At 51.7% G+C, this 18,869-nt stretch carries 11 protein-coding genes, 3 tRNA genes and 2 pseudogenes; 10 read left to right on the forward strand and 6 right to left on the reverse strand.

What is annotated here, in order from left to right:
- The first annotated feature begins 60 nt into the window (after positions 1 to 60).
- From ptrA to recD, 3 genes and pseudogenes are all read left to right on the forward strand, one after another.
- Complete coding sequence (gene ptrA, locus KQP84_RS06955; protein WP_215845723.1) at positions 61 to 2,952, forward strand: pitrilysin; 2,892 nt, start codon at positions 61 to 63, stop codon at positions 2,950 to 2,952.
- Positions 2,949 to 6,486 (forward strand): annotated as a pseudogene (recB, locus tag KQP84_RS06960) (exodeoxyribonuclease V subunit beta). Before ptrA ends, recB begins: the two are co-directional and overlap by 4 nt.
- Positions 6,483 to 8,324 carry an exodeoxyribonuclease V subunit alpha gene (gene recD / locus KQP84_RS06965; RefSeq protein ID WP_215845724.1) on the forward strand — a complete coding sequence of 614 codons (1,842 nt, stop codon included), beginning with the start codon at positions 6,483 to 6,485 and terminating at the stop codon, positions 8,322 to 8,324. The pseudogene recB and the gene recD overlap by 4 nt, the downstream one beginning before the upstream one ends.
- Before the next feature lie 51 nt (positions 8,325 to 8,375).
- On the opposite strand, the gene argA is transcribed toward recD, so the two are convergent.
- A complete protein-coding gene (gene argA / locus KQP84_RS06970) occupies positions 8,376 to 9,704 on the reverse strand; it encodes an amino-acid N-acetyltransferase (protein ID WP_215845725.1) in 1,329 nt (442 codons plus the stop codon).
- 231 nt (positions 9,705 to 9,935) lie between these two features.
- Here argA and amiC point away from each other — a divergent pair, with 231 nt between their 5' ends.
- Positions 9,936 to 11,180, forward strand: a complete 1,245-nt coding sequence (amiC, locus tag KQP84_RS06975; protein ID WP_215845726.1) for an N-acetylmuramoyl-L-alanine amidase AmiC — start codon at positions 9,936 to 9,938, stop codon at positions 11,178 to 11,180.
- Between the two features lie 206 nt (positions 11,181 to 11,386).
- Here the strand turns inward: amiC and KQP84_RS06980 are convergent.
- From KQP84_RS06980 to KQP84_RS06990, 3 genes are all read right to left on the reverse strand, one after another.
- Positions 11,387 to 11,463 (reverse strand) — tRNA-Met (locus KQP84_RS06980).
- A gap of 49 nt (positions 11,464 to 11,512) precedes the next feature.
- Positions 11,513 to 11,589, reverse strand: a tRNA-Met gene (locus tag KQP84_RS06985).
- Between the two features lie 49 nt (positions 11,590 to 11,638).
- Positions 11,639 to 11,715 (reverse strand) — tRNA-Met (locus tag KQP84_RS06990).
- Between the two features lie 204 nt (positions 11,716 to 11,919).
- On the opposite strand from KQP84_RS06990, the gene mltA reads away from it, so the two are divergent.
- Both mltA and tcdA read left to right on the forward strand, forming a co-directional pair.
- Entirely contained in the window at positions 11,920 to 13,068 is a 1,149-nt protein-coding gene (gene mltA, locus KQP84_RS06995) for a murein transglycosylase A (protein ID WP_215848226.1), read from the forward strand.
- 48 nt (positions 13,069 to 13,116) lie between these two features.
- Positions 13,117 to 13,917 (forward strand): tRNA cyclic N6-threonylcarbamoyladenosine(37) synthase TcdA, encoded by an 801-nt coding sequence (gene tcdA, locus KQP84_RS07000; protein WP_215845727.1) that lies wholly within the window; start codon positions 13,117 to 13,119, stop codon positions 13,915 to 13,917.
- On the opposite strand, the gene csdE is transcribed toward tcdA, so the two are convergent.
- Together csdE and csdA are read right to left on the reverse strand one after the other, a co-directional pair.
- Positions 13,914 to 14,363 (reverse strand): cysteine desulfurase sulfur acceptor subunit CsdE, encoded by a 450-nt coding sequence (gene csdE, locus KQP84_RS07005; protein ID WP_215845728.1) that lies wholly within the window; start codon positions 14,361 to 14,363, stop codon positions 13,914 to 13,916. The two genes, tcdA and csdE, sit on opposite strands and share 4 nt — an antisense overlap.
- Position 14,364: 1 nt before the next feature.
- A complete protein-coding gene (csdA, locus tag KQP84_RS07010; protein WP_215845729.1) occupies positions 14,365 to 15,573 on the reverse strand; it encodes a cysteine desulfurase CsdA in 1,209 nt (402 codons plus the stop codon).
- 222 nt (positions 15,574 to 15,795) lie between these two features.
- Here csdA and KQP84_RS07015 point away from each other — a divergent pair, with 222 nt between their 5' ends.
- The 4 genes and pseudogenes from KQP84_RS07015 (at position 15,796) to rlmM (ending at position 18,850) form a co-directional block, all read left to right on the forward strand.
- The gene (locus KQP84_RS07015) at positions 15,796 to 16,020 is read left to right on the forward strand and encodes a YgdI/YgdR family lipoprotein (protein ID WP_215845730.1); all 225 of its coding nucleotides are present in this window, start codon (positions 15,796 to 15,798) and stop codon (positions 16,018 to 16,020) included.
- Positions 16,021 to 16,352: 332 nt separating this feature from the next.
- A complete protein-coding gene (locus KQP84_RS07020) occupies positions 16,353 to 17,270 on the forward strand; it encodes a transcriptional regulator GcvA (RefSeq protein WP_215845731.1) in 918 nt (305 codons plus the stop codon).
- Between the two features lie 94 nt (positions 17,271 to 17,364).
- Positions 17,365 to 17,760, forward strand: coding sequence for a DUF423 domain-containing protein (locus KQP84_RS07025; RefSeq protein ID WP_215845732.1), 396 nt, complete (start codon positions 17,365 to 17,367; stop codon positions 17,758 to 17,760).
- Positions 17,753 to 18,850 (forward strand): annotated as a pseudogene (rlmM, locus tag KQP84_RS07030) (23S rRNA (cytidine(2498)-2'-O)-methyltransferase RlmM). Before KQP84_RS07025 ends, rlmM begins: the two are co-directional and overlap by 8 nt.
- The last annotated feature ends 19 nt before the right edge of the window (positions 18,851 to 18,869 follow it).

An 18,869-nucleotide genomic window follows, 5' to 3' on the forward strand; every position in this document is an offset into this window, starting at 1 on the left:
GCTGTACTTCAGCTATGCGTGCCTGGCGCGCTAGCTTCTTGGGTAAAGTAAGGGGTTTACATGCGTACACACGCACGCTGGATAGCAGCGCTTCTGTTGAGCTTTGCGGCTTTGCAAGCATTAGCACAGACAGAATCGGGCTGGCAGCCAATCAATGACACCATTCATAAAAGTGAGCACGATCCGCGTCAGTATCAAGCGATAACGCTCGACAATGGCATGACCGTTTTACTGGTTTCAGATAACGAAGCCCCAAAATCGCTGGCGGCATTGACCTTACCCATTGGTTCTTTGGATGATCCCAATCAGCAATTGGGTTTAGCCCACTACCTTGAGCATATGGTCTTGATGGGGTCAAAACGCTATCCCCAGCCTGATAACCTTGCTGAGTTTCTTAAGAAACACGGTGGCAGCCACAACGCCAGTACTGCGTCCTATCGCACCGCTTTTTACCTGGAAGTTGAAAACGATTCGCTTGAGCCAGCGGTGGATCGCCTGGCGGATGCGGTGGCTGAGCCGTTGCTCGATCCCGTGAATGCCGATCGCGAGCGGCACGCGGTCAATGCGGAACTGACCATGGCGCGTTCGCGTGATGGATTGCGCATGGCACAGGTCGGGGCAGAAACCCTGAATCCGGCGCACCCGAGTTCGCGCTTTTCCGGCGGTAACCTTGAGACACTGAAAGATAAGCCGGACAGCAAACTGCATCAAACGCTGACGGATTTCTATCATACCCACTATTCTGCCAACCTGATGAAGGCAGTGATTTACAGCAATAAACCGCTGACGGAAATGGCAGCGATTGCAGCCAAAACGTTTGGGCGTGTAACCAATCACAATGCCACCGTTCCAGCGATTAATATGCCGGTGGTCACTGATGCGCAGCAAGGCATCGTCATTCACTACGTGCCTGCGCAGCCGCGTAAACAGCTTAAAATTGAATTTCGCATCCCGAATAACAGCGAACGTTTCCGAAGCAAAACGGACACGCTGATCAGTTATTTACTGAGCAATCGCAGCAAAAATACCTTAACAGACTGGCTGCAAAAACAAGGGTTAGCTGACGGCGTTAACGCAGGTGCAGATCCAATGACTGACCGTAATAGCGGCGTGTTTGCGATTACTGTGTCGTTAACCGACAAAGGTTTGGCACAGCGTGACGAAGTGGTGGCGGCTATTTTTAGCTACCTTAATATGCTGCGTGAGCAGGGCGTTGATAAACGCTACTTCGACGAAGTGTCACATGTGCTGGCGCTGGATTTCCGTTACCCCTCAATTACACGTGACATGGATTACATTGAGTGGCTGGCCGATACCATGCTGCGTGTGCCGGTAGAGCACACATTAGATGCACCTTATTTAGCCGATCAATTTGATCAAGCTGCGATCAAATCACGCCTTGATGAGATGACGCCAGAAAAAGCACGCATCTGGTACATCAGCCCGCAGGAGCCGCATAACAAGCAAGCCTACTTTGTGAATGCGCCTTATCAGGTGGATCACATTGATAAGCAAACATTTGACAACTGGCAGCAGCGCGCCAGCAAAATTCAGCTCTCACTGCCGACTCTTAATCCTTATATTCCCGATGATTTCGCCTTAATTACGTCTACTGACAAGGCTTACAGCCATCCGGTGAAGCTGGAAAATGATTACGGCATGCGGATTTACTGGATGCCGAGCCAGTTTTACGCCAGTGAACCCAAAGCCACCATCACCCTGGCGCTGCGCAATAAGCAATCTATCAGCGATGCCCGGCAACAAGTGCTATTCGGTTTGAACGACTATCTTTCCAGCCTGGCGTTGGATGAGTTGAGCTCGCAGGCTTCCGTCGGCGGCATTAGCTTCTCTACTGGCGAAGATGATGGTTTGGTGTTTAGCGCCAGCGGCTTTACTCAGCGCTTACCCACATTGCTGAAGAAGCTGGTGGAAGGCTATTCAACCTTCCAGCCAACGGCGCAGGAACTTGAGCAGGCAAAATCCTGGTATCTGGAGCGCCTGGAAGCGGCAGAGAAAGGCAAAGCGTTTGAGCAGGCGATTCAGCCGATGCAGATGCTGTCGCAGTTGCCTTATACTCAACGCGAAACGCGTCGTAAATTGGTCAGCGCGATTACGTTAAAAGATGTAGTGACCTATCGCGACAAGTTGATCCGAAATGCCAGACCCGAAATGTTGGTAGTGGGTAATTTGAGTGCAGACAGCGTGACGCAGCTAGGCCGCGATCTAAAACAGCAGATGCAAAATGATGGTACGCATTACTGGCACAGCAAATATGTGGCATTTGAAAAACCGATCAAAGCTAACCTGCAACAAACAGGCAGCAGCACCGATTCAGCCTTGGCCGCGCTCTATATACCGCTGGGTTACGGCGAATATCAGAGTATGGCTAATAGCTCAATGTTGAGCCAAATTGTTCAGCCGTGGTTCTATAACCAACTGCGTACCGAAGAACAACTCGGTTACGCCGTTTTTGCCTTTCAAATGCCGGTAGGACGCCAGTGGGGAATCGGATTCTTACTGCAAAGTAACAGCAAACAGCCCGCCTATTTGCTGCAGCGTTATCAGGCTTTCTACCCGCAGGCAGAGCGGCGGCTGCGCGAGATGAATAAGGCCGATTTTTCTCAGTATCAACAGTCAATGATTAACGAACTGAAGCAGCGACCACAAACGCTGGACGAGGAAGCCACACGTTATAGCCGTGACTTCGATCGCCAGAACTACGCATTTGATACACGTCAAAAAGTCATAGAGCAGATTCAGCTGATCACGGCTTCCAGCCTTGCGGACTTTTTCCATCAAGCGGTAGTCCGTAAAAATGGCATGGCGATGACTTCGCAAATTGCGGGTAACGGCGTCGGTAAAATGGAGTTTGCTCAGCTGCCAGCGTGGAAAACCTGGAATGAAGTCGCGAAATTGCAGCAATCGCTGCCGGTGAAGAGTGAGACCCAATGACGCAGTCACGCCCCGAATCATTGAATCCACTGACGCTGCCGTTACGAGGCGAGCGGCTGATTGAGGCGTCAGCGGGAACCGGAAAAACGTTTACCATTGGATTACTCTATCTGCGCTTGTTGCTGGGCTTGGGTGAAGAAAATGCATACAGCCGCCCGCTCTCAGTAGAAGAAATATTGGTGGTGACGTTTACCGAGGCCGCCACGGCTGAGCTGCGTGGGCGTATCCGCGATAACATCCATCAGCTGCGACTGGCATGTGTGCGCGGCAAAAGCAGTAATCCCATGCTGCAAACGCTGCTGGGGCAGATCCCCGATTTGCCCCAGGCCGCCTCACAGCTATTGGCGGCCGAACGGCAAATGGACGAAGCGGCCATTTTTACTATTCACGGCTTTTGCCAGCGCATGCTTAATTTAAATGCCTTTGAGTCAGGCATGCTGTTTGAGCAGGAGTTGATTGAAGATGAACAGGCACTGCTGAAACAGTCGACTGCCGATTTCTGGCGTCGCCACTGTTATCCGTTGTCGCTTGATGTTGCGCGCGTTATCGCGGCTGAATGGAGCGGTCCAGACAACTTGTTGCTCACGCTGCGTCCGTGGTTGCAGGGTGAATCGCCCAGGCTTAAGCGGCCGCCAACAGCCGAAGAGACGCTGGCAACCCGTCATGCCAGAAATCAGGCGCGCATAGCGGAAATCAAGCAGCGATGGCAGGCGCTGAGCAGTGAAGTCGAAAGCATCATCACGAACTCAGGTGTTGATAAACGCAGCTACAGCAGCAAACATCTGCCTAATTGGATCAGCAAAGTAACGCAGTGGGCGGGCAGTGAAACGCTGGATTATCAATTGCCCAAAGAGCTTGAGCGTTTCGGGCAACAGGTGCTTTTGAAAAAACCAAGAAAGGTGAAGCGCCGCAGCATCCGCTTTTCGAGGCGATAGATGCGTTTCTCGCGGAGCCCCTGTCGCTGCGTGATGTCATCATTTCTCGGGCATTGATTGAAGTGCGTGATGCTGTGCAGCGCGAGAAGCGTTTGCGTGCGTTGCTGGGTTTTGACGACCTGTTGAGCAAGCTGGATGAGGCACTGCAGCAACCCGGCGGTGTTTTATTGGCTGAAACTATTCGCGCCCGTTTTCCCGTGGCGCTGATCGATGAATTTCAGGACACCGATCCGCAGCAATATCGCATTTTCCGCGCACTTTATATTAATCAACCTGAGCAGGCGTTACTGCTGATAGGCGATCCCAAGCAGGCCATTTACGCTTTCCGTGGCGCAGATATTTTTACTTATCTGCGCGCACGAAACGAGGTTAGTGCTCACTATACGCTTGATACCAACTGGCGCTCATCGCCGGAAATGGTCGATGCCGTTAACCGGTTGTTTTCGCAACTGGAAGCCCCGTTTCTGTTTTCAGCAATTCCTTTTTTACCGGTTAATCCCGCCCCGTCGAATCAGGCATTGAAACTGCTATTCGACGAGCAGCTACAACCGGCGCTGCGCTTTTGGCTTCAGCCGGGTGAAGGTGTTGGCGTCAGCGATTACCAACAGTTTATGGCGCAGCAGTGCGCCTCTGATATCAGCCGTTGGCTGCTTGCTGGGCAGCAAGGTCGCGCGCTGCTAGGTAAAGGAGAGACGCTGCGCAAGGTGCAAGCCTCTGACATCACCGTGCTGGTGCGCAGCCGTAACGAAGCAAATCTGATTCGCGATGCGCTGAATGCGTTATCGATTCCTTCGGTCTACCTTTCCAGTCGCGACAGCGTGTACACCACGCCTGAAGCGCGTGAACTGCTGTGGTTACTGCAAGCTGTACAAGCGCCTGAACAGGAACGACTGTTACGCAGCGCACTGGCGACCTCTATCTTTGCGATTGATGCCGCTACGCTCGACGCGTTCAGTCAGAACGAGCGTGACTGGGATGCACTGGTTGAGCAGTTTGCCGCATGGCAACAGCTGTGGCATCAGCGCGGCATTTTGCCAATGCTTCGTGATGTGATGATCAAGCGTCAGCTGGCAGAAAACATGCTGGCTTCTGACAATGGTGAGCGCAGGCTAACGGATTTAATGCACCTTGGCGAACTGTTGCAGGAAGCGGCGATTCAACTCGACAGCCCGCATGCGCTGGTGCGTTTTCTCGCACAGCAGATTGCGCGGCCTAACAGCCAGGCGGCGAATCAGCAGCTGCGTCTGGAAAGTGATCGACATCTGGTACAGATTGTCACCATCCATAAGTCCAAAGGGTTGCAATATCCGTTGGTCTGGCTGCCCTTTGCCGCCGGATTCCGTGAAGCAGCCAGCGCGCTTTATCACGATCGCGAAAGCTTTGCCGCGTTACTGGACGTGCAGGGCGATGAGCAGAGTATGGCGCTGGCAGAGGAAGAGCGGTTGGCAGAAGATCTACGCCTGCTTTATGTGGCGCTAACGCGATCGGTTCACCATTGCAGCATTGGCATTGCGCCGCTGATTAAAGGCACGCGTAAAAAAGAAGGTGACAGCGATCTGCATAAAAGCGCATTGGGCTATCTGGTGCAGCGCGGCGAAGCAGCGGATTCTACGCAGTTAAGTCAGCAGCTGCAGGCATTAAATGGCGCAGGTATTGAGGTGGTCGCAGGCGAGTTACAAGCTGGCGAAGCCTGGCAAGAGGGGCTGGCTGCCGATGAAGCGCTAAGCAGCCGCAATGTGACGCGAGGGCTAGCCGATGGCTGGCGCGTGACCAGCTATTCAGGATTACAGCAGCACAGCAGTTCACCGTTACTGGATGTCATGCCAAGTTTTGATATTGATGCGGCGGGTGAAGAAGGCAGTGATGAAGAGATGACGCTGACGCCACATCACTTCCCACGCGGCGCAGCACCGGGTACCTTTTTGCATGGCTTATTCGAATCCATCGACTTTGCCGAAACACCCGATGACATCTGGCTGGAAGATCAGCTGCTGCAAAGCGGCTATTCGCTGGACTGGCTGCCGGTGGTTAAAGCGTGGATAACGCGCGTTCTGCATACGCCACTTAATGCTGATGGCGTGATGCTGAGTAAAATCAGTATGAATCAACGGCTGATTGAGATGGAGTTTTACCTGCCTATCAGCAACCTGCTCACCGCCACGGATCTGGATGCGCTACTGCGTCGTCACGATGATTTATCGCAACGTGCGCCGGCGCTCGATTTTCGACAGGTACAAGGTATGTTGAAGGGGTTTATCGATCTGGTTTTCCGCTGGCAGGGTAAATATTACCTGTTGGATTACAAATCTAACTGGCTGGGTAACAGTCATGTCGATTATACGCCGCAGGCAATGGAACAGGCCATGATCGATCACCGCTACGATTTGCAGTATCAGCTTTATACGCTGGCGCTGCATCGCTACCTTCAGCATCGGCTGCGCGATTACGATTATCAGCGCGATTTTGGTGGGGTATTTTATCTGTTTCTGCGCGGCATGGATGGCACTTCACCAGACAATGGTATTTTTTCACCCGTCCCAGCGAAGCATTTGTTGAAGAGATCGACATGTTATTTGGCAAGACCGAGGAGATGTCATGAGTGAAATGATGTCACTTTTAATGCAGGCGATGGAAAAGCGTCTGTTGCGTCCTTTAGATATCCAGTTTGCCCGGCTGCTGGCCGATGAATCGCAACCCGCTTTATTACTGGCGGCAGCTTGCGTGAGTGCAGAGGCAGGAGAAGGGCATGTGTGCTTGCCGCTGGAAAACTTGAGTGAGGCGCGACTGTTTGCCGGACGCCAGCCCGCGTTGGCGCAGGCATTATGGCAAGCAGCGGGCGCACCTGAAAACTGGACAGAACGTTTAGCCGGTTGGTCAGCGTTGAGCGACGGGAGCCTCGTCACACCCTTGGTACTGAATAATCAGCGACTTTATCTGCATCGTTTGTGGCAGAGCGAAGGAGAGATCGCGACGTTCTTCTCACTTCAGGATCACAGCGCTAAGTTTGATGCACATAAAGCCAGCGAAGTGCTTAATCACTTATTCGGTAACGAACCGGATAACTGGCAAAAAATTGCTGCGGCCGTCGCGCTTACGCGAAAAACCGCGGTGATTTCAGGTGGGCCCGGCACCGGTAAAACCACCACGGTAGCAAAATTATTGGCGGCGATGATTCGCCTGAATGATGGCGCGTTACGCATCCAGCTCGCGGCACCTACCGGGAAAGCCGCGGCGCGCTTGACGGAGTCGCTGGGTAAAGCGTTGCAGGGTTTGTCCGTTAGCGAAGAGGAGCGGGCACGTTTCCCCGCCGAAGCCACCACGTTACATCGCCTGTTAGGCGCGCAGCCCGACACGCAGCGTTTGCGTTATCACGCCAGTAATCGCCTGCATCTCGACGTGCTGGTGGTGGATGAAGCGTCGATGGTTGACCTTTCGATGATGGCGAAATTGATTTCAGCGCTGCCTGCGCATGCTCGCGTTATTTTCCTGGGCGATCGCGATCAGTTGGCTTCAGTCGAAGCGGGCGCTGTGCTGGGCGATATTTGTCGCTGTAGCGAAAGCGGTTACAGCTTAGCGCGTGCGGAACAGTTGGCGTTGCTAACCGGCTGCTCGCTGGAAGGGTTAGATCATCATCAAGCGCCTGTAGTACGCGACAGCATTTGCCTGCTGAAAAAGAGCTATCGCTTTGATGCGACGTCAGGCATTGGTCAGCTGGCAAGTGCCATAAATCTGGGCGACACGCGCCAGGTTGAAAAGGTGTTTGCTGCCGCATTTAACGATATTCACTATCAATCGCTCGACAGCGGCGAAGCCTATCAGCTGATGTTGGACGACGTGGCGCAAGGTTATCGCCCCTTCCTGAAACTGATTAAGCAAAACGCGCCGCCTGCGGAGATCATCACTGCATTTGGTCGTTATCAACTGCTGTGTGCATTACGCGAAGGGCCTTTTGGCGTGCAGGGGTTGAATCAGCGTGTTGAGCAGCGATTAATGCAGCTGCAACGCATTCGTCGTCCCGGCATGGGCAGCCGCTGGTATTTGGGCCGTCCGGTGATGATTACCCGTAATGACAGCGCGCTTGGGCTGTTTAATGGAGATATTGGGATTACGCTGCGAGATGCAGAGGGCCAGCTAAAAGTCTTTTTCCCGCTGCCGGATGGCTCGATCAAAGCTGTTCAGCCGAGTCGTTTGCCTTCGCATGAAACAGCTTGGGTGATGACAGTGCATAAATCTCAGGGATCGGAATTTGATCACACGGCATTTGTCATGCCAGCTCAATTCTTGCCGGTATTAACCCGCGAGCTGGTTTACACCGCGATCACGCGCGCGCGTAATAAGCTAACGCTTTACAGCGATCTTGGCGTTTTTCAGCGGGCGGTTGCGCTGCAAACTCAGCGACGCAGTGGATTAGTTGAACGTCTGGCTGAATTAGGCTAGTTACAGCCGGTCAGGAGAGAAAGAGGCGGCATGATTGCCGCCCGAAAAGTGTTACGTCAAATCGGCCATCAACACTTTGGAACGGCGCTGATAGTTGTACATCTCTTTTTTACTTTCCGGCAGCGATTCGATGTCTACTGGCGTAAAGCCACGTTCCTGGAACCAGTGAATGCTGCGCGTGGTGAGCACGAACAGTTTCTGCAATCCCATCTGGCGAGCCTGCAAGGCGACGCGTTCCAGCAGCATTTCGCCGCGTGATGAGCTGCGATAATCAGGATGTACTGCAACGCAGGCCATTTCGCCGATTTTCTCATCCATGAAAGGATAGAGTGCGGCGCAGGCAATGGTCAGGCTGTCGCGTTGAATGATGGTGAATTTGTCTATTTCCATCTCCAGCTGTTCACGCGAGCGGCGTACCAAAATGCCTTGTTGTTCCAGTGGACGAATCAATTCCAGAATGCCACCGATATCGTTGATATTGGCGCGCCGGATCTGTTCAGCCGACTCCATCACAATCTGCGTACCAATACCGTCGCGCGAGAACAGCTCCTGTAGCAGCGCACCATTTTCCTGATAGCTGATCAAATGGCTACGGCGCACGCCGCTGCGGCACGCTTTCACTGCGCCACGCAGGAAGCGAACCGTACCAGAAAGGTAATCACCTTCGCGCTCGAACTCTTCAATACGCGCCTGCGCATCGTTAGGGAACAGTTCGGAGACAATATTGCCTTCGCTGTTGATCACGCCTTGCTCAGAGCAAAAACCAATCATCTTTTCCGCTTTGAGTTTAATGGCTAACTGCGTCGCGACTTCTTCTGAAGTCAGGTTAAAGCTTTCGCCAGTGACTGAAACCGCAACCGGACCCAGCAGCACAATCGCATCGTTGTCGAGCTGGCGATGAATTGCTTCTTCATCAATACGACGAATACGGCCGGAGTGACAATAATCTACGCCATCATCCACGCCTAGTGGCTGAGCGATAATGAAGTTGCCGCTAACAACATTGATATGTGCGCCTTGCAGCGGCGTGTTGTTAAGGCTCATTGAGAGGCGAGCAGTGATATCTAGCTGAAGACGACCGGCAGCTTGTTTCACTAATTCCAGCGATTGCGCGTCGGTAACCCGGGTAAACTTATGATAAACCGGTTCTAGCTGGTGCGCGGCCAGGTTGGCATCGATCTGAGGACGTGCGCCGTAAACCACCACCAAACGTATGCCAAGGCTGTGCAACAGGCCAATGTCATTAATGATGGTGGAGAAGTTCTCATGCTCAATGGCTTCACCGCCCAGCATGATGACAAACGTTTTATCCCGATGCGCATTGATATAGGGAACGGTATGGCGAAAACCCTGAACCAGTTCAGTACTACGTTCCTTCACGGCCAACCCTCAGTGAATGATTATTCGAATTTTTTGTATTTTTATTCTTTTATGGCTGTTTTTGCAAGCGCTAATCCTGACGTTAATTTACGATTTTCCGCATGCCAAAGCCGCTAACAGCCTGCATTATTTGGGGTTTCCGGGGTGACATCGCATTCTGGATTGGATAAAGTTTTCGCCACCTAATTATTAACTGGCGTTTTTTAGACATTACACTGTAGTTGGAGCGGCATGTCCGAAGTTAATTCCCTTTTCTCACGTAGACGATTCTTGCAGAGTACCGGCGCATTGCTGCTGTTGAGTGTCAGCCGTGTTGGCATGGCTGCTAGCAGCCATATCGTCGCGGTACGCATCTGGCCTTCCTCAACCTATTCTCGCATGACGCTGGAATCGAATGTCCCGCTCAAATACAAACAGTTTGCGCTGAGTCATCCTGAGCGCCTCGTTATCGATATTGAGGGCCTGCATCTCAACACGGTTCTTAAGGGCGTCAATAAACTGGTTCGCGTCGACGATCCCTTTATCAAAAATGCGCGAGTAGGGCAGTTTGATACCCATACGGTACGTATCGTGCTGGAGTTAAAGCGTAATGTGTCGCCAAAAATCTTTAGCCTTCCGCCTGTCGCCACGATCAAAAACCGGCTGGTTGTGGATCTCTACCCAAGCCAGGATCGCATCGAAGATGATCCGCTGCTGGCGTTATTAAAAGATTATAACCAAGGCGATCTTGAGAAAAATGAGCAGGTGCAAGCACCGCTGCCGGGCAAGGCTGGGCGCGATCGACCGATTATCATCATGATCGATCCCGGACATGGCGGTGAAGATCCGGGTGCGCACGGTAAATATAAAACGCGCGAAAAAGATATCGTGCTGAAAATTGGGCGCCGCCTGAAAGCGCTGATCGACAAACAGCCGAACATGAAAGCCTACATGACGCGCAATGAAGATGTCTTTATTCCACTGCGCGTGCGGGTCGCTAAGGCGCGTAAGCAGCGGGCCGATCTGTTTGTCTCAATCCATGCCGATGCGTTTACCAGCCGTGCCGCGCGCGGTTCATCTGTGTTTGCGCTTTCAACCAGCGGAGCAACCTCTGCAGCCGCACGGTTTTTAGCACAAACGCAGAATGAAGCGGATTTGATTGGTGGCGTTAGCATGAGCGGCGACCGTTATCTTGACCATACGATGTTCGACATGGTGCAGCGGCAAACTATCCATGACAGTTTGAAGTTCGGCAAAGAAGTGCTGAGTCGGATGGGGCACATCAATCATCTGCATAAACGGACTGTTGATCAGGCTGGCTTTGCCGTATTAAAAGCGCCGGATATTCCGTCGATTTTGGTCGAAACCGCTTTCATCAGTAACGTTGAAGAGGAGCGAAAACTGCGAACGACGCGCTACCAACAACAAGTGGCCGATGCCATTTTTCACGGTATCAAGGCGTACTTTGAGAAGGGTGCGGCGCTTGCACATCGCTAGAAATAAAAACGGGTAGCTGAAGCTATCCGTTTTGTTATTCAAGAAAGCTTTTATTTCTATGATAGAAATTGCGTCTTAAATTTTTAGCTTTTTTGTTAACCGCTTAATAAGAAAGGATGTGGTGCAAAAGATAAGGCTAAGCGGGGATAATCGAGGCGTTAACAAAGACCAGATACAAAAAAACACCCTTTCAGGTGTTTAAATGTTGGTTGCGGGGGCCGGATTTGAACCGACGACCTTCGGGTTATGAGCCCGACGAGCTACCAGGCTGCTCCACCCCGCGTCCGTATTGCGCTTTGCGACTTTTCACATTGTCTCTTCCAAAGAAGAGTTGGTTGCGGGGGCCGGATTTGAACCGACGACCTTCGGGTTATGAGCCCGACGAGCTACCAGGCTGCTCCACCCCGCGTCCGTACTGCGCTTTGCGACTTTTTACTTTTTCTCTTCCGAAGAAGAGTTGGTTGCGGGGGCCGGATTTGAACCGACGACCTTCGGGTTATGAGCCCGACGAGCTACCAGGCTGCTCCACCCCGCGTCCGTGGAAGCGCACTATACGCTGAGTGCTGATTGTTGCAACCCCTTTTCGGAAGGAAAGTTTAAATTTACAGTCGATTGCTGAAAGAATAGACCATTTGTTGAAATAGTGAACTGATGCAGGCAGTGACAGAGAGGATGGATTTCATTCTTACGGGCGCTTTGCTATCGTCGCCGTGCGAACAGTTTATAAAAAGAGATGATGATGAAAGGATGTTGGGCGAAGTATGCACTTACTGGCGCATTTTTAGCGCTACTGGCTGGCTGTAGTTCCAAACCCACCGATCGTGGACAGCAATATAAAGATGGCAAGCTTGAACAGCCTTTAGCGCTGGTGAATCAGCCTAACGCTAAAGGGCGCCCGGTTAACGGCAAAGATTTCGGTGAGCAGGTGCGTCAGGTTCAATATGCATCTTCTGGACTGTTTGGCCGCCAGAATGGCACTTACAGCGCCATTGAAAGCTGGCTAATGGCGGGTGCCGATACGCGCCAGCTGCGCCAGTTCGGTTTGAATGCATTCCAGATGGAAGGCACCGATAACTACGGCAATGTACAATTCACCGGTTACTACACGCCAGTTGTTGAAGCACGTTATACCCGCCAGGGTGAGTTCCAGTACCCGATTTATCGCTTACCTCCTCGCAAGCGTGGCGAGAAATTACCTAGCCGCGCCTCTATATATAGTGGTGGCATCGACGATCGTTACATCATCGCTTACAGCAATTCGCTAATCGACAATTTCATGATGGATGTGCAGGGCAGCGGCTACGTTGATTTTGGTGACGGACGCCCAATGCGTTTCTTCGGCTATGCCGGCAAAAATGGCTGGGGCTATCACAGCATTGGTAAAGAACTGATCGATCGCGGCGAAGTGAAGCGTGAAGATATGTCGATGCAGGCGATCCGCCAATGGGCGCAGGAACACTCTCCACAGGAAGTCCGCACGCTGCTGGAAACCAACCCTTCGTTTGTCTTCTTCAAGGCAGAAGAATATACGCCAGTGCGCGGTGCGAGCGCAGTACCGCTGATAGCGAAAGCTTCGGTGGCCTCCGATCGTTCAATTATTCCTGCCGGAACAGTATTGCTGGCAGAAGTGCCGCAGTTGAACGAGAAGGGTAAGTTCAATGGTAAATATGAGATGCGTTTGATGGTGGCGCTGGATGTGGGTGGCGCAATCAAAGGCCAGCATTTTGATATTTACCAAGGCATTGGCCCAGATGCTGCTCACCTTGCTGGCTTCTATAATCACTATGGTCGCGTATGGGTATTGAAAGCCGCGCCAGGCACTGGGCAGCCTGTGTTCAGTAACCCGCAAAATGGTAATAATGGTTCTCTGTTATTGGGTTCTAATTAATGTCTTATCTGCGGGCCAATCGGCCCGCACGACTTTACAGGTTAAATTATGAGTAGGGTTAACGACGCCTGGCGCCAACGCTTTGGCGGGACTGCGCGTCTTTATGGTCAGGATGCGCTGCAACAATTTGCTGATGCGCATTTCTGCGTAATTGGTATCGGTGGCGTTGGCTCATGGGCAGCGGAAGCGCTGGTGCGAACCGGCATCGGCAAAATTACGCTGATTGATATGGATGATGTCTGCATCACCAACACCAACCGGCAGATTCATGCGCTGAATGGCAATGTGGGCAAAGCAAAAACTGAAGTCATGGCCGATCGCATGCGCGCTATCAATCCAGATTGCGAAGTGATTTGTATTGATGACTTCATCACGCCTGAAAATACCGCTGAGCTGATGGCTGCAGGTTACGACTATGTGATTGATGCGATCGATAGCGTGCGTCCAAAAGCGGCGCTGATCGCGTGGTGCCGCCGTAACAAGATCCCACTGATCACTACCGGTGGTGCGGGTGGGCAGATCGATCCTACCCAGATCCAGGTCGCCGATCTGGCGAAAACGATTCAGGATCCGCTGGCTGCAAAATTACGTGAGCGTTTAAAACAGCTTGGCGTCGTTAAGAGCAGCAAAGGCAAGTTAGGCATTGATTGCGTTTTTTCTACCGAAGCGCTGGTTTATCCGCAGCCGGACGGCAGCGTATGCGCCTCTCGCAGTACGGCGGAAGGCCCTAAACGTATGGATTGCGCCTCAGGATTTGGTGCGGCCACGATGGTGACCGCGAGCTTTGGTTTTGTGGCTGTTTCACATGCGCTGAAGAAATTCATGGCGCGTGCGGCACGTCAGGCTTAACGCAACGCTTCGTGTGCCTGATGCTTAACCGCATCGGCTAGCGCCTGTAACCCGCTACTGCGTGAAGCGCTAAGCTGAGCGCGTAAGCCTAAATCATCAAACAGCTGCAAAGGATCTTCATCTACCAGCATTTGTGGCGTTTTACCTTCAACGGCGGTCAGCAAAACCGCCAGCAGGCCGCGCACAATGCGGCCTTCGCTATCACCGTAAAAGTGCAAAGTGCCGTCATGGCGCATCTGACTGCTTAGCCAGACGCGATTTTCACAGCCGCTTAATTCAATCTCCGGTGTTTTCAACGCTTCCTCTAACGCGGGAAGTTGGCGGCTGAGCTGAATCAGCTGACGATAGCGATCTTCCCACTGATGAAAATGCGCAAATTTATCTTTCAAACTTTCAATGGTGATCAGATCGCCAAACGGGTGTGGCGCTAACATTGATGAACTCATATCAAGGCTCCGATAACAACGCGATGGCGCTACGCATGGCGCGTAACAGCGCATCAACATCTTGCAGATTATTATAGGGCGCAAACGAAACACGCAGCGTGCCGCTGACACCCAGCGCTGCCAGCAACGGTTGAGCACAATGTTGGCCGGCTCGCAGCGCAATGCCGTGCTCCGCCAGCAGCGTAACGATGTCGCTGTGATGAATGCCTTCAAAGTCAAAAGCCAGCAGACTGGCGTTACCACAGCGGAAACTGCGAAAGCCGGGCAATTCGGCGAGTTGTTCTTCTGCGAGACTGGCAAGCTGCTGGCTCCACATCTCCGCTTTGCTTTGGTCGTGCTGACTGAGCCAGGTTAATGCTGCACTTAACCCCACCACGCCTGCCACGTTCGGCGTTCCTGCTTCAAAACGCCACGGCACCGGTTGAGGCGTAAAGCCACTGAAGTCAACCTGTGTCAGCATTTTGCCGCCACCTTGCCAGGGACTCATCGCTTCCAGCAGTTCAGCTTTACCGTACAGCACACCAATGCCCATCGGGCCGTAAAGCTTGTGTCCTGAAAATGCATAGAAGTCGATATCCAGCGCCTGCATGTCCGGCGGGCAATGCACCACGCCTTGCGCGCCATCAACCATCACTTTCGCGCCGAACGCATGTGCTAGCTGAATCGCCTGCGCCAAATCGGGACAGCCGCCCGTAACATTCGACATTTGTCCAATTGCCAGCAAGCGCGTGCGGTTGTTAAGCAAAGCAGGCAGTAGCGAAATATCGGGCAGGCGATCAGCCCCAATCGGCCATTTCACCACTTTTGCGCCACGCGCTTGCGCCACCATTAACCACGGGACCAGATTCGCGTGGTGTTCGGCTTCACTGACCACGATTTCGTCACCAGCCTGTAAACGTGGCAGCAACCAACTGTTGGCCACTAAATTGATGGCTTCGGTGGTGCCGCGTGTCCAGATAATCTGCCGAGGATCGGCCGCGTGCAACCAATGAGCAACCTGATTGCGGGCCTGCTCGTAACGTTCGGTAAGCTGGCGTGCGGCTGCAAACTGACTGCGATGAACGGTGCCTGCGCTCAGGCTGTAGAACTGCTGTGTGGTATCAATGACGACTTGCGGCTTCAGCGTAGTTGCTGCGCTATCGAGATAGACGCCAGCGTCGTCTAGCGCAGGAAACTGTTGGCGAAAAGCACTGGGATTAAATGCGGTCATGCGCGTCTCTTGATAATGACTCATGATGATAATAAATAGGACCAAACCGAAAGAAAGGGTTCCGCCTGGCAAAGCTGAAAAAGCGCGTTATGCTGAATATTGCAAGGTTTGAACCAAACCCGCATAACGATGCGACCTAATTTAGTTGATCTCACTTATCTGCTGCTTCTGGTCAGCGTAACGCGGGTGGTTTAATGCAATCAATCTGCAAGGAGATAGAAGATGAATAAACTCACCGCAGTGCTGGCCGTTTGTACCATGGCTTTTACCCTGACTGCTTGTTCAAGCAACTACGTTATGCACACTAATGATGGTCGCACCATCGTCGCTGATGGTAAACCCAAGGTAGATGATGAAACCGGTATGATCAGCTATAAAGATGCCAATGGCAACGAACAGCAGATCAACCGTACTGATGTGAAAGAAATGGTTGAGATGGGCCAGTAAGCAGGCAAAAAAAGCACCGCAATTTGCGGTGCTGTTTAAAAATTTCTATGGACAGACAGGGTAAATCTACAGGAATTAAAAGCTTGATCTGCAAAGGTCAGATCAAAAATGCAAACACAACATCACGACCACAAGCCAAAAGCTTTCGGAAAATCTGCGAACTCACTCACAAATCCTAAAACTTTTCGTTCCGGCTCAGGAAGTGCGGCAACTATAGGTATTTGCTGGAGCTTCCTCAACGGACAAATTATAATGTCTCGGATTAAAATTTCTAATACGTAAAGGCTTTGTATAAGCTTTGGTATTTGTTGCCGATCCGGATACGGAAAACCATGTCAAAACGTCTTCCTCCTCTTAATGCGCTGCGGGTTTTTGACGCCGCTGCACGCCATTTAAGCTTTACCAAAGCCGCTGAAGAGCTTTTCGTCACCCAGGCAGCTGTAAGCCATCAGATAAAATCTCTGGAAGATTTCCTTGGCTTAAAGCTATTTCGCCGGAGAAATCGTTCGCTTTTACTGACAGAAGAAGGGCAAAGCTACTATTTAGACATCAAAGAGATTTTCTCTGCGATTAACGAAGCGACACGCAAATTACAGGCACGCAGCGCCAAGGGCGCTTTAACGGTCAGTTTGCTACCCAGTTTTGCCATTCAATGGCTGGTTCCGCGTCTTTCTAGCTTTAATATGGCTTATCCGGGAATCGATGTGCGTATTCAGGCCGTAGACCGTGATGAAGAGAAGTTAGCTGATGATGTTGATGTGGCTATTTTCTATGGGCGCGGCAACTGGCCGGGCCTTCGAGTCGAAAAATTGTACGCTGAATATCTGCTGCCTGTTTGCTCACCTGCATTAATGACGGGCGATAATCCGCTTAAAACGCCAATGGATTTGTCGCGCTTTACCTTGCTACATGATGCTTCGCGTCGTGACTGGCAATCCTACATTCGTCAGTTAGGTGTGCAGCACATTAACGTCCAGCAAGGGCCGATTTTTAGTCATAGCGCAATGGTTTTACAAGCCGCGATTCATGGTCAGGGTGTGGCATTAGCCAACAATGTGATGGCGCAAAGTGAAATTGAAGCAGGCCGATTGGTTTGTCCTTTTAACGATGTATTAGTCAGTAAAAACGCTTTTTATCTGGTTTGTCATGACAGTCAGGCAGAACTGGGTAAAATAGCCGCCTTTCGACAGTGGATTCTGGCCAAAGCAGCAACAGAACAAGAAAAATTCCGCTTCCGCTATGACCAGTAACGTTTTGATTCTGCAAAGTTTGATTTCTACATAATTGATTTCTGCACAAGCGATTGATTCAGAATGAATGCAGATGCACCTTGAGGATTGTTTAATGTCCAGTCGTGCCATGTTGATTTTTGCTGCTATCAGTGGGTTTTTGCTGGTGGCTTTTGGTGCTTTCGGCGCCCATGTTTTAAGCGGTTCACTCGGGCCAGCCGAGATGGCGTGGATTCATACCGGTCTTGAATATCAGGCTTATCACACCTTAGCGGTGATTGGCCTTGGCGCTGCGATGTTGCGTCGCGCCAATATCTGGTTTTACTGGAGCAGCGCATTGATGGCACTTGGCATCGTGTTGTTTAGCGGAAGCCTTTATTGTCTGGCGCTGTCGCATTTGAAGTTTTGGGTTTTTGTCACCCCAGTTGGCGGGCTTTGTTTCCTGGCCGGTTGGTTTTTGATGTTGATTGGCGCGCTGCGTCTTAAACGAAAGGCAGATCGCCATGAATAAAGTATTGCTGTATTGCCGTTCCGGTTTTGAAAAAGAGTGTGCGGCTGAAATTGCCGCTAAAGCAGCGGAACGCGAAATCTATGGATTTCCTCGCGTTAAAGAAGATTCAGGTTATGTGCTGTTCGAGTGCTACCAGTATGAAGATGCCGATCGCCTGATAAAGGAACTCCCTTTGAGGAGCTTATCTTCGCGCGTCAGATGTTAGTTGTCGGTGAGCTATTGCGTAACCTGCCGCAAGAAGATCGTATTTCTCCGGTAGTCGGCATGCTGACGGGTGTGGTTGAGAAAGGGGTGAACTGCGTGTAGAAGTGCCAGACACCAACGAAGCTAAAGAGCTGACTAAGTTCTGTCGCAAATTTACCGTGCCGCTGCGGGCCAGTCTGCGCGAAAACGGAATTTTGTTAGGTTATGAAAGTCCTAAGCGTCCTGTGGTGCATGTTTTTTTCATCGCTCCGGGCACCTGTTATGTAGGCTATTCCTATCCGAACAACAATTCTCCGCTTTATATGGGCATTCCGCGGCTTAAGTTCCCTTCTGATGCGCCGAGCCGTTCAACGCTGAAGCTGGAAGAGGCTTTTCATGTCTTTATCCCTGCTGATGAATGGGATGAACGTTTAACAGGCGGCATGTACGCCGTTGATCTCGGTGCTTGTCCGGGGGCTGGACCTATCAACTGGTACAACGCAGCATGATGGTTTATGCGGTTGATAACGGTCCAATGGCACCAAGCCTGATGGATACCGGACAGGTAATGCATGAGCGAGCAGACGGCTTTAAGTTCCGGCCGCCGCGTACCAATATCACTTGGCTGGTTTGCGATATGGTCGAAAAACCGGTGCGCGTGGCAAACCTGATGACAGAATGGCTGGTAAACGGCTGGTGCCGCGAAGCGATCTTCAATCTGAAGTTGCCAATGAAAAAGCGTTACGAAGAGGTTACGCAAATTCTGGCGATGATCGAAGAGCGTTTTCAAGAGAACGGTATTAATGCGCAGATTCGTGCACGTCACCTCTATCACGATCGCGAAGAAGTGACGGTGCATATTCGTCGCATCTGGGCTGCGGTTGGTGGGCGTCGCGACGAGCGGTAATTTAATGAGGCTGAGTGCT

It is taken from the genome of Candidatus Pantoea bituminis, assembly GCF_018842675.1.
Lineage (GTDB): Bacteria > Pseudomonadota > Gammaproteobacteria > Enterobacterales > Enterobacteriaceae > Pantoea > Pantoea phytostimulans.

Excerpts from the sequence above, each read along its gene's own strand:
- csdE (WP_215845728.1), bottom strand. The coding sequence starts at position 14,363 with ATGAGTTCATCAATGTTAGCGCCACACCCGTTTGGCGATCTGATCACC.
- ptrA (WP_215845723.1), top strand. The coding sequence starts at position 61 with ATGCGTACACACGCACGCTGGATAGCAGCGCTTCTGTTGAGCTTTGCG.
- csdA (WP_215845729.1), bottom strand. The coding sequence starts at position 15,573 with ATGACCGCATTTAATCCCAGTGCTTTTCGCCAACAGTTTCCTGCGCTA.
- KQP84_RS07020 (WP_215845731.1), top strand. The coding sequence starts at position 16,353 with ATGTCAAAACGTCTTCCTCCTCTTAATGCGCTGCGGGTTTTTGACGCC.
- amiC (WP_215845726.1), top strand. The coding sequence starts at position 9,936 with ATGTCCGAAGTTAATTCCCTTTTCTCACGTAGACGATTCTTGCAGAGT.
- mltA (WP_215848226.1), top strand. The coding sequence starts at position 11,920 with ATGAAAGGATGTTGGGCGAAGTATGCACTTACTGGCGCATTTTTAGCG.
- KQP84_RS07025 (WP_215845732.1), top strand. The coding sequence starts at position 17,365 with ATGTCCAGTCGTGCCATGTTGATTTTTGCTGCTATCAGTGGGTTTTTG.
- KQP84_RS07015 (WP_215845730.1), top strand. The coding sequence starts at position 15,796 with ATGAATAAACTCACCGCAGTGCTGGCCGTTTGTACCATGGCTTTTACC.
- tcdA (WP_215845727.1), top strand. The coding sequence starts at position 13,117 with ATGAGTAGGGTTAACGACGCCTGGCGCCAACGCTTTGGCGGGACTGCG.
- recD (WP_215845724.1), top strand. The coding sequence starts at position 6,483 with ATGAGTGAAATGATGTCACTTTTAATGCAGGCGATGGAAAAGCGTCTG.